This window comes from Streptomyces sp. NBC_00647 (genome assembly GCF_045207245.1).
GTDB lineage: Bacteria > Actinomycetota > Actinomycetes > Streptomycetales > Streptomycetaceae > Streptomyces.
Genome location: NZ_CP109040.1, coordinates 8,441,634 through 8,468,295, shown reverse-complemented (window position 1 = coordinate 8,468,295; position 26,662 = coordinate 8,441,634). Strand labels below are relative to the sequence as shown.

Below are 26,662 nucleotides of genomic sequence, written 5' to 3'. Positions count from 1 at the left end.
GTTCGAACCGCGTTCGCTTTCGAATGCGGAATTTTACGGAGCAATCGCGCGCGGCACCAAACCCGTGATGATCAAGGCGTGCAGGCGGTGATCAGTGCGCGCACCTCCTCGGTCAGGGAACGGGCCAGCAGATCGAGGTCCGGCACGGCCTCGGCGTCGGCGACGAGCCCGTAGTGGACCTTGCCCCGGTAGGTCGAGACGGCCACCGCGACGGCCTGGCCACGGGCCAGCGGGGCGAACGGGTAGACCTCGGTGAGCGGGCAGCCGCCGAGCTTCAGGCCGAGGCTGGGCAGCGGCACGCTGGTGACGAGGATGTCGAACAGCAGCCGGGCGGCCTGGCCGACGACCGGGCCGCCGAGCCGGTGCCCGAGCGGTGGCACGTGGTCGGCGAGCAGCGCGACGGCACCGGCGCCCCGGTTGGGTCCGGCGTCCTTGTTCCGGTCCATCGCCGTCCGCACGGCACGCAGCCGGCCGAGCGGGTCCGGGTCGTCGACGGGAAGCCGTATCAGGTAGCCGGAGAGCCGGTTGCCCTGTGGCTGCGCGGTGCGGGGGCGGCGCCGCGAGACGGGGATCAGGGCGCGTGGGGAGACCCCCTCGCTGCCGTCACCGCGTTCGTCGAGCCAGCGGCGCAGGGCGCCCGCGACGACGGCGATCAGGACGTCGTTGACCGTCCCGCCGACGGTCTTGCGGACGACGTGCACGTCGTCGAGGTCGATGACCACACCGGCGGTGCGCCGGGTGCCGGTGGGCTCGGAGGTGAGGGCGGGCGAGGACTGGACGCCGAGTGTGGCGCGGGCCACCGAGGTGCCGATGTCCAGGGCACGGCCCACGTCGGAGAGGGTGCCGCGGACCAGACCGGGCAGCTTGCGGACGTCCGGGAAGAGCCCGCGGGGCTGCTCGGCGGGGCGCCGGCGGGGCTCCGGCAGGTCCATCGGGTCCATGATGGCGGCGGCGAGCATCAGCGCCCTGAGCCCGTCGGCGAGCGCGTGGTGGAACTTGAAGAGCACCGCGAAGGAGACACCGTCCTCGCCGGGAAGCACGTGGGCCTCCCAGGGCGGCCGGCCGCGCTCCAGCGGGCGTTCCATCAGGCGGCCGGCCTCGGCCTGGAAGTCGGCGGTCGGCGCGTGCAGCAGGACGTGGTCCAGCGGCTCGAAGTCGGGTGCCGGCTCACGGGCCGCGCTGCCGAAGGCGAGGGGTGCCAGCGGCTGCCACACGTCACGGATGCGCATCCGCAGTCCGGGGACGGCGGCGGCACGGGCCGCGAGCAGGTCCGCGGCGTGCGCACCGGCGGTGGGTGAGTGCGCGGCGAAGACACCGAGGGCGCCGAGGTGCATCGGATGCCGGTCGGACTCGATGTTCCAGAACGCAAGGTCGAGTGGTGCGAGCAGGTCAGAAGTCAAAGGCTTGCTCTCGCGTCGGCAACGGGTGAACTTGCAGTCAAACCCGGACCGGTGATTACGGTCAAGTACGATCAGGCTACGCTCAGTTAACACCAGATTAAGTCCCGCCCCTCCCGGGAGGGGCGGGACTCTTTTCACCTCACGACATGCCCCACGTCACTTCAGGACAGGCGCGCCCTGCGTCACTTCAGGACCGGAGGCGCCGCCGAGGCCGACGTTCCCCACTCGGACGGCTCCGGACCGACCGTGAAACCGAGCGAGCGGATGCCCCGCAGGGTGCCGGTCGTCAGATACGTGCGGCCGTACGACGAGCCGTCCACCCGCGCCGACTGGATGTACCGGTCGGTGTCCGAGGTGCCCGGCGCCGTCACCGTCAGGGCGCCCAGCGGGTAGTAGCGCCGATCGAGCGTCAGGTCGACTCGCTCGAACACCGGCGTGGACAGCCCCCAGGTGTCGTAGCCCGGCTGCACCGGGAAGATCCCGATGGACGACAGGACGTTCCAGGCGGACATCGTGCCGAGGTCGTCGTTGCCGGTCATCCCGGTCGGCGCGTCCGTGAAGAGGGTCAGCGCCGCGTGCACGACGTCGGTCGTCTTCCACGGCTGGCCGGTCGACAGGTAGGTGTACGGGGCGATCAGGTCGGGCTCGTTCTGCGGGTTGTACTTGTCCGCGTTGTAGTAGTCGTACGGGCCGTTGACCCAGACCTCGCGGGCGGTCTTCGCGGGGTCCTTCAGCAACTGCCCGTAGGCGAAGAACGAGTCGAGCCGGTCGTTCGCCGCCTGCTTGCCGCCGATCAGGTCCACCATGCCGGGCAGGTCCTGCGGCACGAGCCACTGGTACTGCCAGGACGTGCCCTCGTGGAATCCCTCGCTCTGGGCCGGGTCCGCCGGTCCGGTGAAGGCCCCGGAGGCGTCCCGCGCGCGGAAGAAGCCGGTCGAACCGTCGTGGACCGCGCGGTAGTTCTGGGCCCGCGCCAGATAGCGCTCGGCGTCCGCGTCATGGCCCAGGTCCCGTGCCATCGCGCCGAGCATGGCGTCCGACAGGGCGTACTCCAGGGTCGCGGAGGCGCCGTGGTCGTAGTCCGAGTCGCCGGGCTTCGCGTGCGGGCGGCCCTTGACGTAGGGCGCGAAACCGTTCGCGATGTACTCCCTGTTGGCCTCGCGGCCCACCGCCGGCGAGTCGGTGGGCGGCACGCCGTCGGCGTTCTTCCTCAACGCGCTGTAGGCCCGCTCGGCGTATCCGCCGGCCCCCTTGAGCAGGCCCTGCTGATAGGCGTTGGTGAGGAACGGGGTGACCGGATCGCCGGTCATGATGTTCGTCTCGACCGTGCCGTAGCCCCACTTGGGCAGCCAGCCGCTCTCCTCGTCGATCTTGATCACGGAGATCGCCATGTCGCGCGCCTCGCGCGGCGCGAGCAGGGCCAGCAGCTGCGACTGGGTGCGGTAGGTGTCCCACAGCGACCAGTTCTGGTAGTACGTGAAGCCCTTGGCGCGGTGGATCCGCTGGTCCCAGCCGGTGTAGCGGCCGTCGGCGTCGCTGCCGATGTTGGGTGCGAGGAAGGAACGGTAGAGCGACGAGTAGAACGTGCGGCGCAGGGTGTCGGAGCCGCCCTTCGCTCGTACGTCGTCGAGCCGGTCCTCCCAGGCGCGGTGCGCGGCGTCGCGGACGGCGTCGAAGGAACGGCCGCCCTCGGAGCGGAGGTTGACGGCCGCGCCGCGGGCATCCACGTACGAGAGCGCGGTGGTCGCCTCGACCGTGCGGTCGTCGGTGGTGTCGAAGCGCACGAAGGCGCCGGTGCGCCCGGTGGTGCCGGCCGACTCCCTGGAGCCTTCGGTGACGGTGTCGCCGCTCCAGGTGCCCGAGGTGGTGAACGGCCGGTCGAACCGGGTGATCGTGTACACCGTGTACGGCTTGGTGGACTGGCAGAAGCCACTGCCGGTGATCGCCGTGCGGACGGTCCGGTTGTCCAGGATCTCGACCTTCGTCGAGACGGTCCTGTGCAGCGACTGGCCCGCGTTCAGCAGCACGTTGGCCTTGTCCGTGGCCGGAAAGGTGTAGCGCTGCACGCCGGTGCGCTCCGTGGCCGTCAGTTCGGCCTCGATCCCGGTCTTCAGGCCGACCTTGTAGGAGCCGGGGTGCGCTTCCTCGGTGTCGTGGCTGAACTCGGCCTCGTACTTCGCGTAGTCCGTCCGCGTGACGTCCCCGGTGGTGGGCAGGACGGGCAGGTCGCCGCCGAGACCGCAGCCGACGCCCGAGAGATGGACGAGGGAGAAGCCGCGGATGTGGTTCTGGGAGTGGTCGTACCCGGTGTTGTGGCCGGTGTCCGGCGAGAACTGCACCATGCCGAAGGGCACGGCGGCGCCGGGATAGGTGTTGCCCTCGTTCTCCGTTCCGATGAAGGGGTTGACCAGATCGGTGAGTTGGCCGTCGCGCGGCTCGGCGGCCTGTGCGGTGGGCAGGGCGAACAGCGCGGAGGCTGTCACCAGCCCCGCCGTGCACAGGCGCAGGCGCCGGGTCCATCTCATGCGGGAGACCTCCGGTGGGTGATCGACATCGTTGTCTCATGCATGGTCGGGGCGGGGGATCGGCTTTCCGGGCAACCGGCGAGGATCCCGCGGGACGCGTCGCGTCCGGGCACGGCGCGTCCGAGACCACCACGGCCGATGACATCGTTGTCAGAGCTGTACAACGTTGTCATCGACAGCAGTTGGCATGACAACACGCACCCCCACCCCATGTCCAGGGACATGACAAACGGCCCCGGAATGCCGGGTTCGGTGAGCCCGGTGTCCGGGGCCGTTGTCCACGCACGGCATCCCGGGCCCCGGCCGTCGCCCGAGGACGACGGCCGGGGCCCGGGGTGTCCGCTGCCGGCTACGGCACCCGCTGGCCCTTGCCCAGCCCGATCACCCCGCCCTTGGAGACCGTGTAGAGGTCGGAGTCGCGCTCCGGATTGACGCCGATCGTCGCGCCCGGCGGCACCTCGACGTTCTTGTCGAGCACCGCGCCGCGCACCACGGCACCCCGGCCTATCTTGACGTTGTCGTGCAGGATCGAGCCCTGCACCACCGCTCCGGGATCGACGACCACGCCCGGCGACAGGACCGACCGCGTCACCTGTCCCCGGATCAGGCACCCGGCGCTGATGATGGACTCGCTCGCGATGCCCCCGGCGTTGAACCGCGCGGGAGAGAGCTGCCCTGAGCTCGTGTAGATGGGCCAGCTGCGGTTGAACAGGTTGAAGGCGGGGCGCTCGGCGATCAGGTCCATGTGGGCGTCGTAGTAGGCGTCGAGGGTTCCCACGTCACGCCAGTAGCCCTGGTCGCGGGTGGTCTCGCCGGGCACGTGGTTGTCGCTGAAGTCGTACAGCTGCGCCTCGCCCCGCTCGGTGAGCGCGGGCAGGATCGAACCGCCCATGTCGTGCACGGAGTTCTCGTCCTCGGCGTCCCGCTGGAGCGCCTCGATCAGCGCCTTGGTGGTGAAGACGTAGTTGCCCATCGAGGCGAAGACGCACTCCGGGTCGTCCGCGAGACCCGGCGGGTCGGCGGGCTTCTCCAGGAAGCCGCGCACGGTCTGGCCGTCGGAACCGGGGCTGATGACGCCGAAGGACGACGACTCCGTGCGCGGCACCCGTATCCCGGCCACCGTCACACCCGCCCCGCCCTCGATGTGCTGCGCGAGCATCTGCCGGGGGTCCATCCGGTAGACGTGGTCGGCGCCGAACACCGCTACGTACTCGGGCTGTTCGTCGTGGATCAGGTTGAGCGACTGGAGGATCGCGTCCGCGCTTCCCAGGTACCAGCGAGGGCCGAGCCGCTGCTGGGCCGGAACAGGCGTCACATAGTTGCCGAGCAGGCTCGACATCCGCCAGGTGGTGGTGATGTGCCGGTCCAGCGAATGCGACTTGTACTGCGTGAGCACGCAGATGCGCAGGATGTCGGCGTTGACGAGATTGGAGAGTACGAAGTCCACGAGGCGGTATGTGCCGCCGAAGGTCACCGCCGGTTTCGCCCGGTCCGCCGTGAGCGGCATCAGCCGCTTGCCCTCACCGCCCGCCAGTACGATGCCCAGCACCGAAGGTCCACCGCGCCGCATGCCGCCGCCCCTCTACACCCGGTAGGGCCACGCCCGGCTGCCCGGGCCCGCCCGTGTTTCCGAAGCTCGCCTGTCCGATGGTTACCCCGGTTTGAGCACTTCCTCGTACAACCGGACGGTCTTTCGGGCGACCGCGTCCCAGCCGAACTCCCCCACCGCGCGCCGCCGTCCGGCCTCGCCCATGCGGCGGGCCCTCTCGGGGTCGGCGATCACGGAGTCCAGGGCCGCCGCCAGAGCGGTCTCGAAGTCGTCCTGGAGCGGCACGAGCAGGCCTGTCTCCCCGTCCTCGACCACCTCGGGAATGCCTCCGACGCGCGAGGCCACCACCGCCGTCCCGCAGGCCATCGCCTCCAGGTTGACGATGCCGAGCGGCTCGTACACCGAGGGACAGACGAACACGGCGGCGTGCGTGAGGAGTTGGATGACGTCCGGACGGGGCAGCATCTGCGGGATCCAGTGCACGCCGTCGCGCACACCGCTCAGCTCCTGGTACAGCTCGCGGAACTCCCGGTCGATCTCCGGGGTGTCGGGGGCACCCGCGCACAGCACCACCTGCGCGGCCGGGTCGATGTCCCGTACCGCGCGCAGGAGATGGGGCACGCCCTTCTGCCGGGTGATGCGGCCGACGAACAGGATGTACGGGCGACCGGTGTCCAGGCCGATCCGCTCCAGGACGTCCGTGCCGTGGTCGGGCCGGTAGAGGGAGGTGTCGATGCCGTTGTGCACGACGTGCACCCTGGCCGGGTCCAGCACCGGATAGCAGCCGAGAATGTCCTCGCGCATGGCGCCGGAGACGGCGATCACGGCGTCCGCGGCCTCGATCGCGGTGCGCTCGGCCCAGCTGGACAGGGCGTAGCCGCCGCCCAGTTGCTCGGCCTTCCAGGGGCGCAGCGGTTCGAGGGAGTGGGCGGTCATCACATGCGGGATGCCGTGCAGGAGCTTCCCGAAGTGTCCCGCGAGGTTGGCGTACCAGGTGTGGGAGTGGACGAGTTCCCGGCCTTCGAGGGCGGCGGCCATGGAGAGGTCCACGGAGAAGGTGCGCAGGGCGTCGTTGGCGCCGTCGAGCGTGGGCCAGGACCGGTGGCGGACGACCCCGCCGGCTCCGCCCTCGCCCCAGCAGTGCACGTCGAGTTCCGTGAGAGCGCGCAACTCCCGCGCGAGGAACTCGACATGGACGCCTGCACCGCCGTACACGTCCGGCGGGTACTCCCTGGTCAGCAGTCCCACGCGCACACAGAACCCCCGTGATAGCCGGCTGGTGCCCCTCATGGTCACTCAGTTGAAGCCGATACGGAAGACCACGCGGGAAGCCCCGCCGTCAGGTCCGGCCGGGCGCGGGGCGCGGCGGGCGGTCGAAGCAGCAGTCGCCGCAGACTCCGCCGCCGGGCACCCGGTAGTAGAGACAGCAGCTGCGGCGGCGGAGCGTCCCGGGATCGAGGGTGCCGGCGAGGTCGGGGTGCTCGAAGAGCCGCCCGGCCAGTGTCCTGGCCCGCTCGCCCACGTCCGGGCGCCCGTGGGCGAGCGCCCAGCGGTCCAGCCCGCGCACGGCTCCGGCCAGGGCGGAGCCCGCGTTGCCCCACAGCAGGGCCGGTGAGACGCGGTGGCGCGAGCGCAGAGCGGCGCTCAGCGGTACGAGAAGCCCGTCGCGCACGACCGCGTCGAGATCGGTCACGGGCCGGGGGCGGACCTCGGCGAGCCACAGATCGTCCGGGACACCGGCGTCCGGGTCCCAGCGCAGCAGCTCCGGATCGAGGTCGGGCAGGCTCCCGCAGAGCGCGGCGGCACCCAGCGCGATCGACCAGAACCGGGCCGCGAGACCCTGCTGCGCCACCGAGGCCGCGACTCGCGGCTCCGGTGCCCGAATACTCTGTGCGACCTTCCGGACGCGAAAAGTTACCGGATCCCCGTAAACCTCGGCAGGGGTCCCGAATCGCGGGTTCTCCCAGGCGCTCGCGAGGGTCGGCAGGGGGCCGCGCGGCGCTACGCCGGTACGTAGTACGAAGAATCCGCCGAGCGCGTCGAGCGCCGTGAGTCGGGGGTCGAGGTCCACGAAGACCAGTAGTACCAAGCCCCCTAGGGGTTACCACCAGTGGATCGGTCCGTGGTGTCGCCCACCCTGGGGAGGACAAGGGGCGTTTCGTACTCCATCGGCAGTAGGACCCAATGACTGCTCAGGGACGACGACGAGAAACAAATCGCGGGGCATCGTTGTTTGCATGGAAGCCGACCGTTCGTCGCGCCGGGCAGCTGCTCCGCGCCGTACGCAGAGGAGGGACTCATGAGTGCCCTCGCTTTGTCCGTAGTGCTCTCGTTCGTCTCGGCCGTCGCGTATGCGGGCGGCGCGATCATTCAGGAACAGGTCGCGCTGACCTCTCCCGGCCAGACCTACGCACCGCTGCGCAGGCCCGGCTGGTGGGCCGCCGTCGCGCTGACCGGCCTGGGCGGGCTGCTGCACGTGGTCGCCCTCGCGTTCGGCCCGCTGAGCCTCGTACAGCCGCTCGGCGCGCTGACCATCGTCTTCGCGCTTCCGATGGCGGCCCTGTTCGTCGGCCGGAAGGCCGGAGCGACCGCCTGGCGCGGCGCGATCATGGCCACGGTCGGTCTCGCCGGTCTGCTGGCGCTGGTCGGCGCGTCCGACACGCAGTCGCTGAGCGGCGCGCAGCGCCTGGCTCTGGCCGTGGTGGCGGGCGGCGCGGTCGCCGCCCTCATGGTGGCGGGGCGCGCGGCGCACCGGCACCCGGCCGTGCGCAGTGTGCTGCTGGCGGTCGCGGCGGGCATCGCCTTCAGCTTGTCCTCCGTGTTCACCAAGTCCGTCACGGTGGACTGGTCCCAGCACGTCTCGCTCGCCAATATGTCGAGCCTCGCCGCCATCGGTGTCTTCGCGACGGCCGGCATGCTGCTCTCGCAGGCCTCGTACCGAGGCGCCGGACTGGAGGCGCCGCTGGCCACGCTGACGGTCGTGAACCCCGTCGTGGCGGCCGCGGTCGGCATCACGATGTTCGGCGAAACCTTCCGCTACGGCACGACCGGCACCGCGCTCGCGCTGGGCTGCGGCGTCGTCGCGGCGGGCGGTCTGATCCTGCTCACGACCGAGCGGATCAGCAGCGGTGGCCGGACGGCGACCGCTCCCCCGGAGCTCGCGGACGTGCCGGAGACGGACGCCCGGGAGCCCGGCGACGCCCACCGGCCCGTCGACGAGCCGTCCACGGCGGCCGTCCCGGCCCTCTCGGCCCCGCGGCTCCCCGAGCCGCTGGTCCCGGTCGCCGCCGGCCTCGGGGCTCTCACGGTCACCGAGGCGACCGTGCGGAAGCTGCTGGACGGACTTCCCCAGCCTGCCGAGGCGGGCGACGGCACGCTCGTACCGGCTCCGCCGCCGGGCGGCGAGAGCGCGTTCGTACACGCTCCGCGGTCCAGTGCCGCGAGCGGGTTCGTGCCGGTTCCGCAGCGCGGTGCCGGGGGCGTGTTCGCACCGGCTCCGCTCAAGGCTCCCGCGCCGAGGATGGAGGTCGTCGCCGCGCAGGACCCTGCGGCGGCGGACGAGCTGCCGTTCCTGACCGCCATGCTCGGTGTGCCCTACGTGCCGATGCCCTTCGTCAACCACCACCGCACCCGAGTCAAATCCTGACGCCGCCCGCCCGGAGGTAAGCCACCGGGTCGATGTCCGAACCGAAGCCGGGCCCCGTCCGCACCTCGAAGTGCAGATGCGGGCCCGTGCTGTTGCCCGTGGACCCGGAGCGGCCGATCCGCTGGCCGCCCACCACGCTCTGCCCCGCCTTCACGGAGATCGCGGAGAGGTGGGCGTACTGCGTGTAGCGGCCGTCGGCGTGCCGGATCACCACCTCGTAGCCGAACGATCCGCCCCAGCCGGAACTGACCACATGACCGGCGGCGACCGCCTCGACGGAGGTACCGGTCGGCACGGGGAAGTCGACGCCCGTGTGGTAGCCCTTCGACCAGGAGGAGCCGGCGGCACGGTAGGGCGTGCCGGTCGCCGCCCTCACCGGGGCGACGACCGAGTGCGTCTTCCCCGCCTTCTCCGGGGTGGTCCTGTGCGGGGTCGTCGTGCCGGCCGAGGTCTTCTTCGCCGGTGTCCTCGTGGGCGCCTTGGCCGGCGTCTTCGCGGGGGTCTTCGTCGGTGCCTCCCGCGTGGTCGCGGGCGCCTGGGCCTTGCCGCGCAGGTTCAGCCGCTGGCCCGGCAGGATCAGGTCCGGGTCGGAGCCGACGGTCGTGCGGTTCGCGGCGTACAGCCCCTGCCAGCCGCCCTCGACCTGCCGGGAACCGGCGATGCCGGACAGCGTGTCGCCGTGCACGACGGTGTACATCTCCGCGGTCCCGGCCTGGGACTGCGGCGTGGTCTGCGGCTTCACGTCCCGGACCGAGCGCTGCTTCGCCGTCTGCGGCGCGGTCCCCGCCGGGCTGATGTCGGGAGCGGCGCCGCCTCTGGTCAGCCCGCCGCGGACCGAGCAGACCGGCCAGGCACCGGGCCCCTGGCCCTTGAGCACCTTCTCGGCGACGGCGATCTGCTGGTCCTTCGTGGCCTGGTCCGCGCGCCGCGCGTAGGCCTTGCCGCCGTACGCCTCCCAGGTCGACTGGGTGAACTGCAGTCCGCCGTAATAGCCGTTGCCGGTGTTGATGCTCCAATTGCCGCTGGACTCGCAGGCGGCGACCTTGTTCCAGGTGCTCACATCGGCCGCGTCGGCGACTCCGGTTCCGACGAACGGAAGCGCGATCCCGGCGCCGCCCGCCGTGACGGTGAGTGAGGCGCGGTTGATCCTGTTCGGCTGATACCGGCGGTGCCGACCGCGTACGGCCATGAGGGAGCCCCCCTAGACATGCGTCAGGAGCGGCAAAAGTAAGCGCTGGGAACAGGCCAGGACAAGGTGGCAATCGGTCGCTCCCAAAAGGCGGTTGACCGGTACTCCGGCCTCCGCCGGCCCGAACGCGCTCCGCACGTTGGGTGACCGGGCCGCCGCGGAAGCGGGGTGTGCCGCTCCGCCGCTCCGTGGCCTGTCGGCATCGGTTTCCGGTGCCCGGCGAGGAGCGGGCGGAACGGCCGCCGGAACGGACCGCGCGCGAGCGGGGACCCGGTCGGGGACGCCGGAAATCCCTGTCACCGGCGGTCGGCGGCGTACGGCCTGGCCGAAATCCGACCTCGCGACGCCGGGGCGGTCTGCTGCGTGGACACCTCCGACGCGTCAGGATGGCCTGGGGCAATACTGGCGAACAGCACGGACGAGCACGACCGGCGGCACCGATATCGGGATGTTCCTCCCTGTCGGTCGCCGGACTTTCTTACCGGACTTCATAGGAGCCATCCGAATGAGCACTTCAGCCCAGATCGGCGTCACGGGTCTCGCGGTCATGGGACGCAATCTCGCCCGCAACTTCGCGCGCAACGGTTACGCGGTCGCCGTGCACAACCGCACCGTGGCGAAGACGAACGCGCTGGTGGAGGAGTTCGGCCACGAGGGAACGTTCGTGGCGGCCGAGACCGCGAAGGAGTTCGTGGCGGCGCTGGAGCGGCCCCGGCGCCTGGTGATCATGGTGAAGGCGGGCGAGCCGACCGACGCGGTGATCCAGGAGTTCGCCCCGCTGCTGGAGCCCGGCGACATGATCATCGACGGTGGCAACGCGCATTTCGCGGACACCCGGCGCCGTGAGCGGGCGCTGCGCGAGCAGGGCATCCACTTCGTCGGCACGGGCGTCTCCGGCGGCGAGGAGGGCGCGCTGCACGGGCCGAGCATCATGCCGGGCGGCTCGGTCGAGTCGTACGCCTCGCTCGGCCCGATGCTGGAGAAGATCTCCGCGAAGGCCGCCGACGGGGCGCCGTGCGTCACGCACGTGGGTCCGGACGGCGCCGGGCACTTCGTGAAGATGGTCCACAACGGCATCGAGTACGCCGACATGCAGCTCATCGGCGAGGCCTACCAGCTGCTCCGTGACGTCGCCGGGTATTCCCCCGCGCAGATCGCGGACATCTTCCGCACCTGGAACACCGGCCGGCTCGACTCCTACCTGATCGAGATCACCGCCGAGGTGCTGTCGCACGTGGACGCGGCGACGGGCAAGCCGTTCGTGGACGTGGTCCAGGACCGGGCCGAACAGAAGGGCACGGGCCGCTGGACCGTGCAGATCGCGCTGGACCTGGGTGTGCCGGTGTCGGGTATCGCCGAGGCGGTCTTCGCCCGTTCCCTGTCCGGGCACGCCGACCTGCGCGCCGCCTCGCGCGGCCTCGCCGGTCCGACGGCGCAGCAGCTCGGCGAGTCCGAGGCGGGGGCCTTCGCGGACCGGGTGGAGCAGGCGCTGTACGCGTCGAAGATCGTCTCGTACACGCAGGGCTTCCACGAGATCACCGCGGGCAGCGACGAGTACGACTGGAACATCGACCTCGGGTCCGTCGCCTCGATCTGGCGCGGCGGCTGCATCATCCGGGCGGCCTTCCTCGACCGTATCCGCGCGGCCTACGACACCCGGCCCGACCTGCCGAGCCTGCTGTCGGACGAGACGTTCGCCCGGGAGATCGCGGCGGCCCAGGACGACTGGCGCGAGGTCCTCGTCGCCGCGACCCGCCAGGGCGTTCCGACCCCCGGCTTCTCGGCGGCCCTCGCCTACTACGACGCCCTGCGCGCCGAGCGCCTGCCGGCCGCCCTCACCCAGGGGCAGCGGGACTTCTTCGGGGCGCACACCTACCGCAGGACGGACCGTGAGGGGTCGTTCCACACGCTGTGGGGCGGCGACCGCTCGGAGGTCGAGGCGTAGGGCACCCGCCCGGATCACCCCGGCCCGGATTCGTCCCGGCTCGGATCAGTCCCAGCTCGGATCACCCGGTCCCGATCAGCCCGGTCCCGATCAGCCGGTCCGGATCAGCCGGTCCGGATCAGCCCGGTGCGCGGTATCCGGCTCGGCGCGGCACATCACGTCGCCGGGCCGGGGCCGCGCGGGGCACGCGCCGTCACCGAGGCCGGCACGCTCCCGGAGCCGGGAACGTGCCGGCTCCGGCGTGCTCGAGGTGCCGGGATGCTCGGGGAGCGGCGTGCTCAGGTCCCGGGGGCCGGTGAGCCTAGTCCCGCTGAGTGGCGAAGAGTTCCAGGTGTGCGCAGGTGGGGCACCGATAAGCGTCTATCTGCCGGCGCGGTCGGCCCAGCCTCTTGGCGCCGCCGAAGAGACCTCGCTCGAGCGGGCCCGCGATCCATCGTGCGAACCCGGGAGCGTTCTGTCCGGAGTCCTCGACGAAGCCCTGCTCCAGCCCCACCGTGCCGCATTGCGTGCACCGCACGTTGTTCATCGTCGGAGTGTATTGATCCTCCGCGCGCGTCGGGCACGTGGGGCCGGTTCTCCTCGGCTCCTCCAACTGCCGCGTGACAAAAGGGCCGTGGCGATGCGCGCACGACCCCATGAGGCGTACTCCTCACGCCCCCGTTCTCGAACACTTGGGCAGCCCGGCATCCGGGCGGCCCCGGCCGGGCGCTCGGGTCTCCGTCCTCACGCGCCCGGCCGGGAACCCGTCGAGGCCGGGCGCGGGGACGTCCGTCAGGTCAGGGGCCCGGGCTGGGGCTGGGGCTCCGGTACCGGGTCGGGGCCCGGCGGTTTCGGGATCGGGGACGGGGACGGCACGGGTTCCGGACCGGGCACGGGGTTCGGACCGGGCACGGGATCGGGGCCGCCCGGCTTGGGCCCGGGGGCCGGATCGGGGCCCCCGGGGTTCGGCGTCGGGTCCGGGAAGGGGCTCGGCCCCGGGGGCTCGGGGCTCGGACCGGGGGTGGGCCCCGGGGGTACGGGGTCGGGGTACGGATGTGTCATGGCGGTCCTCCAGCCAGTCGGTACGTCGGCCCTGGACTTGTCCCCCGCGTACCCGGCCCCGGCGCACCCACTCACCCCGTCGCGCGAGGGACGGCGACCAGGTGGGCCTACGCGGGATGCGCCGCGGGGCCCTGGCCCCCACTCGGGGTGTGTCGCGCCGACGCTGAGGCCCCCGCAGGGTGCTCGCCGGTGGGCCCGCACGGGCACGAGGCCCGGACCGCAGGTGGGGCCGCACGCGGCGCGGGCCTGGACCACGAGTCGGTCCCTCTCCCCCGGCGCGCACCCGGATCTGCCCGGGCGCGATGCCCGGACGGCCTCTCGGCCAACCCGGGGCGCACGCCCGGACCACGAGTCGATCGCCGTCCGGCGCGGCCGGACCACGGCCGGCCCACGCGAGGCGCGATGCTCGGGCGGTCCGTGGACCTACCCGGCGCTGGTCGCGCGGAGCGCGTCCGCCGCGGTTGCCAGACCGAGGCGGGGGCTCGACAGCACCGGCACCGAGGTCGTGGTGAGCCGCTGGGCCGGAGTCATGGACGCCTGGGCGAGGACGATCACATCGGCGTCGGTGACCGCGTCGGCGGCGCCGGCGACCGCGCGGGCGCAGGCGTCCACGTCGCCCGCGTCGAACAGAGCCCACGCGTCCTCGACCAGTGCCGTACGGACGTCGACCGGGCGGCCCGCGCTGCGGGCCTCCTCCTCGATCAGGGCGACCGTCGGCTCCAGGGTGCTCTCCACCGTCGCAAGGACGACGACCCGCGGGCCCGTGGCCACCGCGGCGGCCGCCATCGGGCGGTCCACACGGAGCACGGGCACCCCGGCGCCGGCCCGCTCCGCGACCGCGCCGATGGTCGAGCAGGTGCAGAGCACGACTCGCGCGCCGTCGGCGACCGCCCGGCCGAGCAGCGCCCGGACCTCGTCGGCCACCGCTTCGGGACCCTCGCGCCGGGCCCTGGCCAGCAGTTCCTCGTCGACCAGGTGCCGTAGTTCCAGGCCCTGGTGGGCCTCGTCCCGCAGCGCGTCGAAGACGGGGACGTGCGTCGGCGAGGTGTGCAGCAGTGCGAGCGGCCCGGACCGGGGCAGGTGCGGCGCCCCGGTCATCAGAAGCGTCCCGGATGCGCCTTGAGCCACTCCACCGCGGCGTTCAGCAGCGCCGGATCGGCAGCCGGCGCCTCATCGGGGTGTCGCTCCGCCCACTTCACGACGTACGGGCAGAGCGGGGCGACCACGACGCCCTCGCGCGCGGCCATGACGTACAGCTCACGCGCGAGGGAGCCGGCGATGCCCTGGCCCTCGTGCTCGGGTTCCACGATGGTGTGCACGGGCACGAGGGCCCTCGCGGGCTCCTCCAGAACGAAGTACTCGATGTGCCCGACCACTCGGTCACCGGCGAACGCCTCAAGGCGGCCGGCCGGCCTGTCGTCGCGGATCTCGATGTCGCTCACGGGCACTCCTCGGGTCCTTGGGTCCAGGGGTCCTGCGCCGCCGCGCCGCGGCTCAGACGGTGACGGCCTGCGGGCTGCGCTGCTGGTCCGAGCCCGGTACCGGCTCGGAGGGATCGGCACCGAGGGCCACGATCCGGTTGTCGCGGTCCACGTGCACGACGCTCGGCCGAAGCGCTCGCGCCTCTTCGTCGGTGACCTGAGCGTAACTGATGATGATCACCAGATCACCGGGATGCACGAGATGGGCCGCCGCTCCGTTGATCCCGACGACACCCGACCCGCGCTCCCCCTCGATGACGTACGTCTCCAGGCGGGCGCCGTTCGTGATGTCGACGATGTGGACGAGCTCGCCGGGCAGCAGATCGGCGGCGTCGAGCAGGTCGGCGTCGATGGTGACGGATCCGACGTAGTGCAGGTCGGCCTGGGTGACCGTGGCACGGTGGATCTTGGACTTGAACATGGTGCGCAGCATCGAGGCAACTCCAGAATCTCGGCTCCCTGCCTGCGTTCTTGCAGGTCAAGGGCTGTTTTCTACCTTACAGCGAGTCGCTGGTCCGGTCAGCTGTCCCGCAATGTTCCAGGGTTCCCGCTGACCGGCCGGCGACTTCCGCGACGGTGCATCCGGCGCCGCGAAGGGTGCTCGGGAGCGTCTTCACGCCCCCGGGTCGCCCTTCACGAACGGCCGGGAACAGGGTACGCAACAGCCCCCGAAGACCTGCGTGACGATCGCCACAGCCGGGTGCGCGCTGAGTGCCTACGACCGGGGAGCCCCTTCGGCATCGCTCGTCCGGTCCAGCGGGCAGCTGGTCAGCAGCGTCGCCCGGTCCGCGTCGGCCGGGCGCGGGACGGTGTGGCCCGCGGGAGGGCGGCCCTCTCCTGCCAGCCATCGTTCGAGCGCCGTGAAGGCGGAGCGGTGGCAGGGGACCATCGGGCGGAGCCTGTCGGGGAAGGCGTCGACGAGCGAGTCGGTGTGCGTCCCGTCCTCGATGCGGTAGTAGCGCAGCAGCCCGCCCCGTCCGGCCTCCCGCACCATGCGGGCGTAGACGTCGGAGTCCTGGCTGATGGGCAGCAGCACGTCGAGTGTGCCCTGGAGGGTGATGAGCGGCTTACCGATGCGTCCGGTCAGCGCGATGCGGTCGACGGCGCGGTGGACCGCTCCCGGCCGGGCGGCGTAGTCGTAGTCGGCGTCGCAGCCGGGGGTGCCGGAGGCGCAGTACGGGGTTCCCGCCTCGGTCGCGCCGTCGTAACCGGGGTCCACTTCCTCGCGGTAGATGCGCTGGGTCAGGTCCCAGTACACCTGGTGGTGATACGGCCACAGGAACTCCGAGCCTGCTGGATAGCCCGCGGCGTGCAGGGCTTCCTGCGCCTGTCGGGCACCGGCGCCCCCGGCCGCGTACACGGGGTACTCCCGCAGCGCCGGCGGCAGGAAGGTGAACAGGTTGGGGCCGTCGGAGCGCCACAGCGTGCCCTCCCAGTCGACTCCTCCGTCGAACAGTTCGGGATGGTTCTCCAGCTGCCAGCGGACGAGGTAGCCGCCGTTGGAGAGGCCGGTGGCGATGGTGCGGTCCGGGAGCCGGTGGTAGCGCTGCCTGACGACGGAGCGGGCCGCCCGGGTGAGCTGGGTGAAGCGCGTGTTCCACTCGGCGATGGCGTCGCCGGGCCGTCGGCCGTCGCGGTGGAAGGCGAGGCCGGTGTTGCCCTTGTCGGTGGCGGCGTAGGCGTAACCGCGGGAGAGCACCCAGTCGGAGATCGCGCGGTCGTTGGCGTACTGCTCACGGTTGCCCGGTGTTCCCGCGACGACCAGTCCGCCGTTCCAGTGGTCGGGAAGGCGCAGGACGAACTGCGCGTCGTGGTTCCAGCCGTGGTTGGTGTCGGTGGTGGACGTGTCGGGGAAGTAGCCGTCGATCTGGATGCCGGGCACTCCGCTCGGCGTGGGCAGGTCCTTGGGTGTGAGGCCCGCGTAGTCGGCAGGGTCGGTGTGGCCCGAGGCCACGGTCCCGGCGGTGGTCAGCTCGTCCAGGCAGTCGGCCTGCTGGAACTCCGCGCCCGGTACCCGCAGCGGCAGATCATGGGCGGCGCAGTGCCCGCCCGCTCCCCCGGCGACGGCGACGGCTGGCGCCGCCGCGGCCGGCGCGGGGACGGTCGAACAGGCGGCGGCGAGGGACAGCGCTCCGAGAGCGACGCGCCATCTGGGCCGTCTTCCGCGAGGTGGGGCGACAGTCGTACGCAGTGAGGGCATCCGGTGCCTCCGGGTCGCGTGGTGAGGGGTGGACGCACCGGAGGCTAGGGGTGCGGTGACTGCTCAGGACATGTGCTGGCCCACCATGGTGGCGGCCCCGATAGGGTCGCCGACCACCATGGCGGGCCTGGTCACCTCACCGGACCGGGGATGCGGGCCCGGTCAGGGGCAGCCGCCGTCGGCGACGGTGTAGTAGCCGGTGGGTGATTCCTTCAGGGTGTGCGTGACGAAGGTGTTGTACAGACCCATGTTCTGGCCGGAGCCCTTGGCGTAGGTGTAGCCGCCGCTCGTGGTGGCCCTTCCCGCCTGCACGTGGCTGTAGTTGCTGCCCGTCCAGCAGGCGGCGGTGCCGCCGGTGGTGGTCGCGGTGATCGTCCCCGAGGCTGATCCCGCCGTGCCGCCGGCGTCCCGGGCGGCCACCGCGTACGTGTGCGAGGTGCCCGCCCGCAGCCCGGTGTCCGTGTACGACGTGCCGCTCGGCGTTCCGACCGGGGTGCCGTCGCGGTGGACGACGTAGTCCGTGGCGCCGCTGACGGCGTTCCAGCTCAGGCTGATGCTCGTGTCGGTGGCTCCGGTCGCCGCCAGCCCTGTCGGCGCGGGCAAGGTGCCTGTTCCGGTCCCCGGGCCGTCGAGGCCGAAGAACGCGGCGATCCAGTGACTGGAACAGATCGAACTCAGGAAGTACGGGGCGCCCGTGCTGCCGCACTGCTGGGCGCCGGTACCCGGGTCGACCGGGGTGCCGTGACCGATGCCGGGAACCCGGTCGACCTCGACGGCGACCGTGCCGTCCGCGGCCAGGTACTCGTCGTGCCGGGTCGAGTCGGGCCCGATGGTGGTGGTGCGGGTGGGGGTCTGGGACAGCCCGTGCAACGCCGTCCACTGGTCGCGCAGTTCACCGGCATTGAGCGGTGCGACCGTCGTGTCCTGGTCGCCGTACCAGATGGCCGTGCGCGGCCACGGGCCGGTGTACGACGGGTACGCGTCGCGCACCCGCTGGGCCCAGTCGCCCGGGCCGAGGTCGACCCCGGGGTTCATGCACACGTAGGGGCTGTTGTCCTTCGTGCAGTTGTAGGGCAGCCCCGCGACGACGGCGCCGGCGGAGAAGACGTCGGGATAGGTGGCGAGCATGACCGCGGTCATGGCGCCGCCGGCGGACAGGCCGGTCACGTAGGCGCGCCGGGGGTCGGCTCCGTACGAGGAGACGGCGTTGCTCACCATCTGCCGGATGGAGAGGGCCTCCCCCTGATCGCGCCGATTGTCGCTCGACTGGAACCAGTTGAAGCACTTGTTGAGGTTGTTCGAGGAAGTGGTCTCCGCGAACACGAGCAGGAACTTGTCCCGGTCGGCGAGTTGAGGCAGCCCGGAGTTGTCCGCGTACGTCTGGGCGCTCTGGGTGCAGCCGTGCAGCGCGACGACCACGGGCGGGTTCGCGGGCAGGGACGCCGGACGGTACACGTACATGGTCAACGCACCAGGATTGGAGCCGAAGTTGCCGACGCGGGTGAGTGCGACGGCGGCGTGGGCGGGCGTGGGACCGGTCAGCGCGGCGCCCAGGACGAGGGCGACGACGGTGAGGAGACGGGGCAGGGCCCGGCCCCACGGGTTCCAGTGGCGTCCTTGGGCTGAGGGGAGTGGCATCGGCGGCTCCTTCGTCGAATACCCGGTGCTCTTGCGGCAGTCGGCGCAGTACTGGGCGCCGGGCGCACCGAGGGGTTGCGGAACCTTAGGAGCGGACGCGCGGCGCCGATATGGCACCGAGCACCACAGCCGGCCTCGCGTCAGTCCCCGTCACACGGATTGCGCGGGTGCCGAAGGATCTGTTAGGGCGCGCATGATCGCCCTGCGCGGTAGAAGCGGAGCCGAACTCCCACAGCCCGATCCAGGCAGCACAACTCCCTTACGTTCGCGCTCCCTCGTCGATGTTCTGGCCCGTCATCCGCACTCCCCGGCCGTAGCGGCTCATGTGCAGGGAACCGGCCATTCCTGAACCACGAAATCGCCAACGTGGAACGCGCTGATCGAGGTTGATCTCTTGGTACGCGGGCCGACCCTGACCAGTCAGCCCTCATCACAGGGGGCTTCATGCACATCGCGCATCACAGACACGTCGTCGCGGCCACAGCGGCAGCGTCCCTCGCACTCGCTGGCGTGCAGGCCGGTACTCATCCGGCTTCCGCCACCGAGCAGTCCACAGCGAGTTCCGACACCACGACCCTGGCGGGGCTTGCCGAGAACTACCTGCAACAGCGGGCCGACATGCTGACCACTTCATCTCCCAAGGCGAAGACCGCGCTCGTCCATGTCCGGGTCACACGTTCCATGGCTACGCAGACACAGGATGATCTCGCCGCCCTCCGCGACAAGGGCAAACGGTACAAGGAGGTCGACGGGGGCTACACGGAGGCGCAGGTCGACGTGAAGGTCGACGAAACGACCGTCGATAACGGGACGGCGACGCTCAAGCTGACCGAGCGCACGCGTCTCCGCTTGCCGTTCACGCCCCAGGAGGTCGAGGACGGTGCGCCTGAGTACGAGGAGCTGTCGCTCCCCCACACCGTGAAGTTCGCCCAGGATCCCAACGGAACGTGGCTGTTGGCATCGGACAAGGCTGATGCCGAGGGCGGGCCGACTCCGACGACGCAGGTGGGCGACGCAGATGCCGGGGCCGGCACCGACGACGGGGGCGGCACCCCGGACGAGGACGAGAGCCCCAAGAACGACGCCTCGGACACCACCCCGCTGCCCGACAGCGGCACGTCCGACAGTGTCAAGCCGGGGGTCTCGGCCGCCTACGGCTACAACAAGATGGTGGCCTACGCCGACAGGTACTGGGATCACCACAACGACGCCTACCGGACTTATGGCAACGATTGTACGAACTTCATCTCCCAGGCAATGCTGGCCGGTGGATGGGGCCCCAAGGGGGGGCGCCCTTATCCAGCGGACAAGCAACAAGTACTGGTTCTACGGTCCAGCGAAGGTCTTCACCAGCTACACCTGGGCCGGTGCCGAGAACTGGTACTGGTTCGCGAAGAAGCACGCGAAGAGGACCAAGATTCTGGACAGCGTGTGGCGGCTGGCCAAGTCGGACGTGCTCCAGGCGGACTGGACCCGCAACAACAACATCGACCACTCGATGATCGTCACGAAGAAATTCCAGGGAACGCCGTACCTGACGTACCACACCGGCGACACCCACAACAAAAGCCTGAGCAAGCTGTTGTCGGACCACCCTCATGCCCTGTGGTTCGCACACCGCACCTGACAAAGCTGCCGCACCACAGGAGAAGCAGATGAACAAGGAGCGCGCTGTGGATCGTCGACGACTCTTGGCCGTGTCAGCCGCGCTGGTCGTGCTGGCCGTCGGCACCGGCTGCTCTACCCAGGACGACAACGGCGAACCCTCCCGCTCGGCCTCTTCCGGCGGGGCACGGCACGCCGTCGAGGCCTATGTCGACGCCCTCAACTCCCGCAGCGTCACCGGTCTGATCCATGTAGGCGGCGTCGACAACGAGGGTTGGTCGCGGAAGGAGGCCGCACGGATCCTCACGGAACGGGGCGGGAAGAAGTGGAAGATCAAGGATGTCCGGATCGACTACGACATGGGTCCCGACACCGGTTCCGCCAGACTTCTGGCCGAGGGGAAGGCGGGCGGATCCCTGCGCGACACCTTCACCGTGACACGGGAAAAGGGCGTGTGGCACCTGGCCTTCTTCACCCACCAGCCCGGCGGGAGAAGCAAGGAGTCCTCCTCGACCGACAAGCCCAGTTCTTGACCCCACAGGAGCAGCCTCCCCGCGCCGCGTTCAAGCCGCGCCCAGCGGTGCGGGGAGACCCACCTCGGCCCACACGGTCTTGCCCGGTGCGGCCGGGCGCGGAGCCACACCCCAGTCGTGGGCGAGTGCGGCGACGAGAAGGAGGCCGCGCCCGGATTCCCCGTCCGGGTACGGCGCTTCCGGAGCGGGGAGCCTCTCGGCCCGCGTGTCGGTGACTTCGACCCGTAGGACACGGTCGGTCTCGGCCAGGCGGAGGTGGAAGTCGCGGCCCGGCACACGGCCGTGCCGGACGGCGTTGGCGGCGAGCTCCGCCGTGATCAGGGTGACGGTCTCGTTGACCGGTGACGTGTAGGGGTGGCCCCACTCGTTCAGGCGGAGCGAGATGAGGCGACGGGCGAGTCGTGCGCCGCGTGGGGTCGATGTGAACCGCATCGCGAACTCACGTGCGACCAACGTGCGTTGCGGCATATGCCCGTGTGGGGGAATTCCCGGCTTCATAGGGAGAACGGTCGCGGCCCGTGCGTAGCGTTGAACAGGCGTGACGCGCCGACCGCTGCCGGTTGTACGTGCCGGGTGCGCGCTTGTACGCGGGGTGAGGCGTGACCGGCCTCCCGTGCGGCGCGTTGGTGGCGGGAGCGGTTGTGGTGGTGTTTGCGAGGTGTTCCGGTGGCGGTGCGTACGGGAGGTGCCGGGCGTGGAGGAGCGGCGGGCGGAGGAGGAGTACGAGTCCGGGGCGGGCATCCTGCACGTGTTCGGGCGGCAACTGAAGCTGTGCCGTGAGCGGGCGGGGCTCGACCGGACCGAACTGGGCTCGCGGACGGGGTACTCGGCGTCGACGATCGCCTCCTTCGAGCAGGGGAGGCGGATCCCACCACCCAAGTTCATCGACCGGGCCGATGAAGTGCTGGACACCGGTGGCGTGTTGGGGGCGGGAAAGGAAGAGGTGGCTCGGGCGCAGTATCCGGCCTTCTTTCGGGATGCGGCAGCCCTGGAGGCGCATGCGGTTGAGCTGCATGTGTACGCGACCCAGGCTGCACCAGGGTTGTTGCAGACGGAGGAGTACGCGCGGGCGGTCTTTGCCATGTGGCGGCCGTTGTTGGACGAAGAGGTCATCCAGCAGCGAGTGGCCGCACGGCTGGCGAGGCAGGAGATCTTCGTCAGGCGTCCGGCACCTCACTTGAGCTTCGTGATCGAGGAAGCCGTGCTTCATCGCCCCCTGGGCGGGGAGGGAGTCTGGCGTGGGCAGTTGGAGCATTTCCTCCTGACAGGCGAGCGACGGAACGTCGAGATCCAGGTGATGCCACTGTCTCGCGTGGAACACGCAGGACTGGCGGGCCCGTTCACCTTGATGGAGACGGTGGATGGGCGGAGGATCGCCTACACGGAAGTCCAAGGTGACAGCCGCGTCCACACGGAGCGTGGGAAGGTCCGGGAGGTTGAGGCCGCGTACGGGAGTCTCCGCGCGCAGGCCCTCACACCGGCCGAATCGCTCTCATTGATCGAGAAGCTGTTGGGGGAGAGATGAGCGGCGGGGTAGCGGCCAGGCCGGACAGCGACGGCCCGGCTTGGTTCAAGAGCAGCTACAGCGCGGGCAACGGCGGCGAGTGCGTCGAGGTCGCAACCGGGCCGGGCACCACGCACGTACGGGACTCGAAGCACACGGCGGGCCCCATAGTCAGCCTCGGCCAGAACGCCTGGACCGAGTTCCTCGGCTTTGCGGCCCGGCACGCCACCTGAGGCGAAACGCGACCTTCGCGAGCGCCCCGTGGCCGGCCACGACCGGCTCCGGGGCTTGACAGGGCGAGGCGCGAAAGAGTGAGGCACGAAAGGGTGATGGCCCCCCCTGTGGAGGAACAGACGCCGGCCGAGCAGGCCTTGAGCCGCTCGTACGTGACCCCTGACGGACTCCGTTTCGACGTCACGGAGTTGTCGGTCGGGCACCGTCCGAGCCACGGTGTGACCTTGACGTACCGGCTGACCGTGAGCCGCCCGGGACACCCGGACGAGCGCTGGGTGGTCGCCCTGCCCTGGGACGACAGGTCCTGGGTGGATGTGCTGACCTCACCCACACCTCCCCCCGACCGGGTGCGGCAGCTCGCGCGTCTCGTCCGCGCCCATCTGGACGAGTGGTGGGACACGAAGGAGCACAACCGGCGCTCGGCGAAGCTCGGACAGCGGCTCGCCTGACCGTCCCGAGCCCGAGCCCCAGCCCGTCGCGGGCAGCAGGCAGCAGGCAGCAGGCAGCAGGCAGCAGGCAGCAGGCAGCAGGCAGCAGGCAGCAGGCAGCAGGCAGCAGGCAGCAGGCAGCAGGCAGCGGGCAGCGGGCAGCGGGCAGCGGGCAGCGGGCAGCGGGCAGCGGGCAAGCATCACGGAACCGGCCGCCATGCGCCACCCGGCAGCATGCCGGGCGCCGCGCCGAAGCCACCCGCCGGACGATTGAAACCGTTCAATCGCCCAACGACGTGAACCAGCCAGATCCCCTTGGTGACACGGATCAGCAGCCCGAAAGCACGGAAAATCCTGCACACACATTGACCCTCACCCCGCACACCCCTACGTTCGCCGCTGTGAAGTCGGTTTGAATCGATTCATAACTGCGATTCACAACTCCTAGGTGAGGGGCCGCAATTGATCAGCAGGAGGAACATCCTGGCGGGCGCGGCGGGCGCCGTTGCCGTAACGGCCACGGGAGCGGGAGCGGGAGCCGGAGCGGCCGTGGCCGCGCCGGCGTCCGCGCGGACCGGGCCGCGCGCGCCGCGCGGAGCTCCGCGCGTCACCGCTCCGACCGTCGAGTACGTCCAGCACCCCTTGGGTCTCGACGCGCAACACCCCCGGCTGAGCTGGCCGATGGCCTCGGACGAGCCGGGGATGCGCCAGGCCGCCTACCAGGTCCGTGTCGCCACCAGCGCGGCGGGCCTGTCCCACCCGGATGTCTGGGACAGCGGAAAGGTGACGTCGGACCAGTCCGTCCTGGTCCCGTACGCGGGCCCTCGGCTCGCCCCGCAGACACGCTACTTCTGGTCGGTGCGGGTCTGGGACACCGACGGAGCGGCCTCCGGCTGGAGCGCGCCGTCCTGGTGGGAGACCGGTCTCATGGACTCCGCGCGATGGTCGGCGAGCTGGATCTCCGCTCCCCCGGTCCTCACGGACGCGCCCTCCCTCGAGGGCAGTTCCTGGATCTGGTTCCCCGAGGGAGATCCGGCGAGCAGCGCTCCGGCGGGCACGCGATGGTTCCGGCGCGTCGTCGACCTCCCCGCCGACGTGACGGCGGCGAAGGTGGCCATCAGCGCCGACAACGTTTTCTCCCTCTCCGTGAACGGCGCCGAGGTGGCCCGCACCGACCTGGCGACGGACAACGAGGGCTGGCGCCGCCCCGCCGTCGTCGACGTCCTCCCCCGGCTGCGCCCGGGGCGCAACGTCCTCGCGGTCGCGGCGGCCAACGCGACGGTGGGACCCGCCGGTCTGGTCGCCGTGCTCACGCTGCGCACGGCGTCCGGCGAACAGCGGATCGTCACCGACGCCTCCTGGAAGGCGACGGACACGCAGCCCGCGGCCGACTGGCGCGGGGACGGCTTCGACGACGGCGGCTGGCCCGCGGCCAAGCCGGCCGCCGCGTGGGGGTCGGGTCCCTGGGGAAGGGTCGTCCCGGCGTCGTTCGCCGCCAACCAGCTGCGGCACGCGTTCACGCTGCCCCGCAAGAAGGTGGCCCGCGCCCGCCTGTACGCCACGGCTCTCGGCCTGTACGAGGCTCACGTCAACGGCCGCCGGGTGGGCCGTGACCAGCTCGCCCCCGGCTGGACCGACTACCGCGAACGCGTCCAGTACCAGACGTACGACGTCACCTCCCTCCTGCGGCCCGGCGCCAACGCCATCGGCGCCTATGTGGCGCCGGGCTGGTACGCGGGCAACGTCGGCATGTTCGGGCCCCACCAGTACGGTGAACGCCCCGCGCTGCTGGCGCAGTTGGAGGTCGAGTACGCCGACGGGACGAGCGAGCGCGTCACCTCGGGCACGGACTGGCGGGCCGCGTCCGGGCCGATCGTCGCGGCGGACCTGCTGGGCGGCGAGACGTACGACGCGCGCATGGAGACCCCCGGCTGGACCTCACCCGGCTTCGACGACCGGACGTGGCTCGCGGTCCGCGCCGCGGGTGATGCCGCGCCCCCGCAGATCGTCGCGCAGGTGGACGGCCCGGTGCGGGTGGCCGGCGAACGGGCGGCCGAGAAGGTGACCGAGCCCGCGCCGGGCGTCTTCGTGTTCGACCTGGGCCAGAACATGGTCGGCTCGGTGCGGTTGCGCGTCTCGGGCGACGCTGGGACGACCGTGCGGATGAGACACGCCGAGGTCCTCAACCCGGACGGCACGCTCTACACCGCGAACCTGCGCTCGGCCTCGGCGACCGACGCGTACACCTTGAAGGGCGGCGGCGAGGAGACGTACGAGCCGCGCTTCACCTTCCACGGATTCCGCTACGTCGAGGTCACCGGGTTCCCCGGCACTCCCTCCACGCGGGCGGTGACCGGGCGTGTGATGCATACGTCGGCGCCCTTCACCCTGGAGTTCGAGACCGACGTCCCGATGCTCAACCAGCTGCACAGCAACATCACCTGGGGGCAGCGCGGCAACTTCCTCTCCGTCCCGACGGACACACCCGCGCGCGACGAGCGACTGGGCTGGACCGGCGACATCAACGTCTTCGCGCCCACCGCCGCGTACACGATGGAGTCGGCCCGTTTCCTGTCCAAGTGGCTCGTGGACCTGCGCGACGGCCAGACCTCGGAGGGCGCGTTCACGGACGTGGCACCCATGGTCGGGACGGTCGGCAACGGCGTCGCGGGCTGGGGCGACGCGGGTGTCACGGTCCCCTGGTCGCTGTACCAGGCCTACGGGGACCGGCAGGTGCTCGCCGACGCCTGGTCGTCCGTCCAGGCCTGGCTGACGTACCTGGAGCGCCACAGCGACGGCCTGCTGCGGCCGGCGGGCGGATACGGGGACTGGCTGAACGTCTCGGACGAGACGCCCAAGGACGTCATCGCCACCGCCTACTTCGCGCACAGCGCCGATCTCGCGGCCCGGATGGCCGAGGAGCTCGGCAAGGACCCCGCGCCCTACGCCGGACTGTTCGAACGCGTCCGCGAGGCGTTCCGCGACGCCTATGTCGGCGCCGACGGGAAGGTGAAGGGCGACACGCAGACGGCGTACGTCCTCGCCCTCTCGATGAACCTGCTCCCGGACGCCCTGCGCACGGCGGCGGCCGGCCGTCTCGTCGACCTGATCCGTGCCAAGGACTGGCATCTGTCGACGGGCTTCCTCGGCACGCCCCGGCTGCTGCCCGTCCTCACGGACACCGGGCACACCGACGTCGCCTACCGGCTGCTCCGGCAGCGCTCGTTCCCGAGCTGGGGCTACCAGATCGACAAGGGCGCCACCACGATGTGGGAACGCTGGGACTCCGTCCGGCCCGACGGCAGCTTCCAGACCCCGGACATGAACTCCTTCAACCACTACGCCTACGGCTCGGTGGGCGAGTGGATGTACGCCAACATCGCCGGCATCTCGCCGGGCCGGCCCGGATACCGGGAGATCGTCGTCCGCCCACGGCCCGGCGGCGACGTCACCTCGGCCCGCGCCACATTCACATCGATGTACGGCCCGGTCTCCACGCGGTGGCAGCAGCGTTCCGGCGCCTTCGTCCTCACCTGCGCCGTGCCCGCCAACACCACGGCCGAGGTGTGGATCCCCGCGAGCGGGCCGGACGAGGTGTCCCACACCCACGCGACCTACCTGCGCACCGAGGACGGCTGCGCGGTGTACCGGGTCGGCTCCGGCAGCCACCGCTTCACCGCCTAGCGAAGGGAACGGCTCCGAGGATCGGCTCCGAGAAGCATGTCCCGGAGCGGACACGGTGGA

The 26,662-nt window shown here is 71.2% G+C and carries 21 protein-coding genes and 1 pseudogene; 9 read left to right on the top strand and 13 right to left on the bottom strand.

The genetic code is table 11. The features are described 5' to 3' along the window. Positions 1–71 precede the first annotated feature (71 nt). The 5 genes from OG788_RS37135 to OG788_RS37115 all read right to left on the bottom strand — a co-directional run bounded on the left by OG788_RS37135 (position 72) and on the right by OG788_RS37115 (position 7,563). The gene (locus tag OG788_RS37135; protein WP_351540757.1) at positions 72–1,400 is read right to left on the bottom strand and encodes a wax ester/triacylglycerol synthase family O-acyltransferase; all 1,329 of its coding nucleotides are present in this window, start codon (positions 1,398–1,400) and stop codon (positions 72–74) included. A 182-nt stretch (positions 1,401–1,582) separates the two neighbouring features. Further along, positions 1,583–3,925, bottom strand: coding sequence for a GH92 family glycosyl hydrolase (locus OG788_RS37130; RefSeq protein ID WP_406375376.1), 2,343 nt, complete (start codon positions 3,923–3,925; stop codon positions 1,583–1,585). Between the two features lie 349 nt (positions 3,926–4,274). Next, positions 4,275–5,495, bottom strand: a complete 1,221-nt coding sequence (glgC, locus tag OG788_RS37125; RefSeq protein WP_406375375.1) for a glucose-1-phosphate adenylyltransferase — start codon at positions 5,493–5,495, stop codon at positions 4,275–4,277. Between the two features lie 81 nt (positions 5,496–5,576). After that, positions 5,577–6,728, bottom strand: coding sequence for a glycogen synthase (glgA, locus tag OG788_RS37120; RefSeq protein WP_351540765.1), 1,152 nt, complete (start codon positions 6,726–6,728; stop codon positions 5,577–5,579). Positions 6,729–6,813: 85 nt separating this feature from the next. After that, positions 6,814–7,563, bottom strand: coding sequence for a (2Fe-2S)-binding protein (locus tag OG788_RS37115; protein WP_406375374.1), 750 nt, complete (start codon positions 7,561–7,563; stop codon positions 6,814–6,816). A gap of 210 nt (positions 7,564–7,773) precedes the next feature. Here OG788_RS37115 and OG788_RS37110 point away from each other — a divergent pair, with 210 nt between their 5' ends. Beyond that, the gene (locus OG788_RS37110; protein ID WP_406375372.1) at positions 7,774–9,120 is read left to right on the top strand and encodes a DMT family transporter; all 1,347 of its coding nucleotides are present in this window, start codon (positions 7,774–7,776) and stop codon (positions 9,118–9,120) included. Here the strand turns inward: OG788_RS37110 and OG788_RS37105 are convergent. After that, the gene (locus OG788_RS37105) at positions 9,110–10,309 is read right to left on the bottom strand and encodes a transglycosylase family protein (RefSeq protein WP_406375371.1); all 1,200 of its coding nucleotides are present in this window, start codon (positions 10,307–10,309) and stop codon (positions 9,110–9,112) included. The two genes, OG788_RS37110 and OG788_RS37105, sit on opposite strands and share 11 nt — an antisense overlap. 505 nt (positions 10,310–10,814) lie before the next feature. Between OG788_RS37105 and gndA the strand changes: the two genes are divergently transcribed. Next, positions 10,815–12,254 (top strand): NADP-dependent phosphogluconate dehydrogenase, encoded by a 1,440-nt coding sequence (gene gndA, locus OG788_RS37100; RefSeq protein ID WP_406375370.1) that lies wholly within the window; start codon positions 10,815–10,817, stop codon positions 12,252–12,254. Between the two features lie 301 nt (positions 12,255–12,555). Here the strand turns inward: gndA and OG788_RS37095 are convergent, their stop codons facing one another. From OG788_RS37095 to OG788_RS37070, 6 genes are all read right to left on the bottom strand, one after another. Next, positions 12,556–12,780: a hypothetical protein gene (locus tag OG788_RS37095; RefSeq protein ID WP_351540778.1), complete on the bottom strand. Its 225-nt coding sequence runs from the start codon at positions 12,778–12,780 to the stop codon at positions 12,556–12,558. Between the two features lie 938 nt (positions 12,781–13,718). After that, positions 13,719–14,393 carry an aspartate/glutamate racemase family protein gene (locus OG788_RS37090; RefSeq protein WP_406375369.1) on the bottom strand — a complete coding sequence of 225 codons (675 nt, stop codon included), beginning with the start codon at positions 14,391–14,393 and terminating at the stop codon, positions 13,719–13,721. Further along, on the bottom strand, positions 14,393–14,737 hold the full coding sequence (locus tag OG788_RS37085) for a GNAT family N-acetyltransferase (protein ID WP_406375368.1): 345 nt from the start codon (positions 14,735–14,737) through the stop codon (positions 14,393–14,395). The genes OG788_RS37090 and OG788_RS37085 overlap by 1 nt, the downstream gene beginning before the upstream one ends. A gap of 52 nt (positions 14,738–14,789) precedes the next feature. Next, positions 14,790–15,209: an aspartate 1-decarboxylase gene (gene panD / locus OG788_RS37080; protein ID WP_351540786.1), complete on the bottom strand. Its 420-nt coding sequence runs from the start codon at positions 15,207–15,209 to the stop codon at positions 14,790–14,792. 282 nt (positions 15,210–15,491) lie between these two features. Then, positions 15,492–16,976, bottom strand: a complete 1,485-nt coding sequence (locus OG788_RS37075) for a 3-hydroxybutyrate oligomer hydrolase family protein (protein WP_406375367.1) — start codon at positions 16,974–16,976, stop codon at positions 15,492–15,494. 162 nt (positions 16,977–17,138) lie between these two features. After that, positions 17,139–18,614 (bottom strand): PHB depolymerase family esterase, encoded by a 1,476-nt coding sequence (locus OG788_RS37070; protein ID WP_406375366.1) that lies wholly within the window; start codon positions 18,612–18,614, stop codon positions 17,139–17,141. Positions 18,615–19,058: 444 nt separating this feature from the next. On the opposite strand from OG788_RS37070, the pseudogene OG788_RS37065 reads away from it, so the two are divergent. The 3 genes and pseudogenes from OG788_RS37065 to OG788_RS37055 all read left to right on the top strand — a co-directional run. Continuing rightward, positions 19,059–19,886: pseudogene (locus tag OG788_RS37065) on the top strand (amidase domain-containing protein); the annotation flags it as partial. Beyond that, positions 19,837–20,241 (top strand): amidase domain-containing protein, encoded by a 405-nt coding sequence (locus OG788_RS37060; RefSeq protein WP_406376949.1) that lies wholly within the window; start codon positions 19,837–19,839, stop codon positions 20,239–20,241. The pseudogene OG788_RS37065 and the gene OG788_RS37060, both read left to right, overlap by 50 nt. 46 nt (positions 20,242–20,287) lie before the next feature. Continuing rightward, a complete protein-coding gene (locus tag OG788_RS37055; protein ID WP_406375365.1) occupies positions 20,288–20,752 on the top strand; it encodes a hypothetical protein in 465 nt (154 codons plus the stop codon). 30 nt (positions 20,753–20,782) lie between these two features. On the opposite strand, the gene OG788_RS37050 is transcribed toward OG788_RS37055, so the two are convergent. Then, complete coding sequence (locus tag OG788_RS37050) at positions 20,783–21,184, bottom strand: ATP-binding protein (RefSeq protein ID WP_406375364.1); 402 nt, start codon at positions 21,182–21,184, stop codon at positions 20,783–20,785. Positions 21,185–21,446: 262 nt separating this feature from the next. Between OG788_RS37050 and OG788_RS37045 the strand changes: the two genes are divergently transcribed. The 4 genes from OG788_RS37045 (at position 21,447) to OG788_RS37030 (ending at position 26,602) form a co-directional block, all read left to right on the top strand. After that, the gene (locus OG788_RS37045) at positions 21,447–22,277 is read left to right on the top strand and encodes a helix-turn-helix transcriptional regulator (protein WP_356758270.1); all 831 of its coding nucleotides are present in this window, start codon (positions 21,447–21,449) and stop codon (positions 22,275–22,277) included. After that, a complete protein-coding gene (locus OG788_RS37040; RefSeq protein ID WP_406375363.1) occupies positions 22,274–22,489 on the top strand; it encodes a DUF397 domain-containing protein in 216 nt (71 codons plus the stop codon). Before OG788_RS37045 ends, OG788_RS37040 begins: the two co-directional genes overlap by 4 nt. Before the next feature lie 96 nt (positions 22,490–22,585). Then, positions 22,586–22,939, top strand: coding sequence for a hypothetical protein (locus tag OG788_RS37035; protein WP_406375362.1), 354 nt, complete (start codon positions 22,586–22,588; stop codon positions 22,937–22,939). Positions 22,940–23,380: 441 nt separating this feature from the next. After that, on the top strand, positions 23,381–26,602 hold the full coding sequence (locus OG788_RS37030; RefSeq protein WP_406375361.1) for an alpha-L-rhamnosidase: 3,222 nt from the start codon (positions 23,381–23,383) through the stop codon (positions 26,600–26,602). Positions 26,603–26,662 lie beyond the last annotated feature (60 nt).

Bases quoted from the DNA above. Each gene is read 5' to 3' on its own strand.
- OG788_RS37130 (WP_406375376.1), bottom strand. From the start codon at position 3,925: ATGAGATGGACCCGGCGCCTGCGCCTGTGCACGGCGGGGCTGGTGACA.
- glgC (WP_406375375.1), bottom strand. From the start codon at position 5,495: ATGCGGCGCGGTGGACCTTCGGTGCTGGGCATCGTACTGGCGGGCGGT.
- OG788_RS37110 (WP_406375372.1), top strand. From the start codon at position 7,774: ATGAGTGCCCTCGCTTTGTCCGTAGTGCTCTCGTTCGTCTCGGCCGTC.
- OG788_RS37105 (WP_406375371.1), bottom strand. From the start codon at position 10,309: ATGGCCGTACGCGGTCGGCACCGCCGGTATCAGCCGAACAGGATCAAC.
- gndA (WP_406375370.1), top strand. From the start codon at position 10,815: ATGAGCACTTCAGCCCAGATCGGCGTCACGGGTCTCGCGGTCATGGGA.
- OG788_RS37095 (WP_351540778.1), bottom strand. From the start codon at position 12,780: ATGAACAACGTGCGGTGCACGCAATGCGGCACGGTGGGGCTGGAGCAG.
- OG788_RS37090 (WP_406375369.1), bottom strand. From the start codon at position 14,393: ATGACCGGGGCGCCGCACCTGCCCCGGTCCGGGCCGCTCGCACTGCTG.
- panD (WP_351540786.1), bottom strand. From the start codon at position 15,209: ATGCTGCGCACCATGTTCAAGTCCAAGATCCACCGTGCCACGGTCACC.
- OG788_RS37075 (WP_406375367.1), bottom strand. From the start codon at position 16,976: ATGCCCTCACTGCGTACGACTGTCGCCCCACCTCGCGGAAGACGGCCC.
- OG788_RS37070 (WP_406375366.1), bottom strand. From the start codon at position 18,614: ATGCCACTCCCCTCAGCCCAAGGACGCCACTGGAACCCGTGGGGCCGG.
- OG788_RS37060 (WP_406376949.1), top strand. From the start codon at position 19,837: ATGGCAACGATTGTACGAACTTCATCTCCCAGGCAATGCTGGCCGGTG.
- OG788_RS37050 (WP_406375364.1), bottom strand. From the start codon at position 21,184: ATGCGGTTCACATCGACCCCACGCGGCGCACGACTCGCCCGTCGCCTC.
- OG788_RS37040 (WP_406375363.1), top strand. From the start codon at position 22,274: ATGAGCGGCGGGGTAGCGGCCAGGCCGGACAGCGACGGCCCGGCTTGG.
- OG788_RS37035 (WP_406375362.1), top strand. From the start codon at position 22,586: ATGGCCCCCCCTGTGGAGGAACAGACGCCGGCCGAGCAGGCCTTGAGC.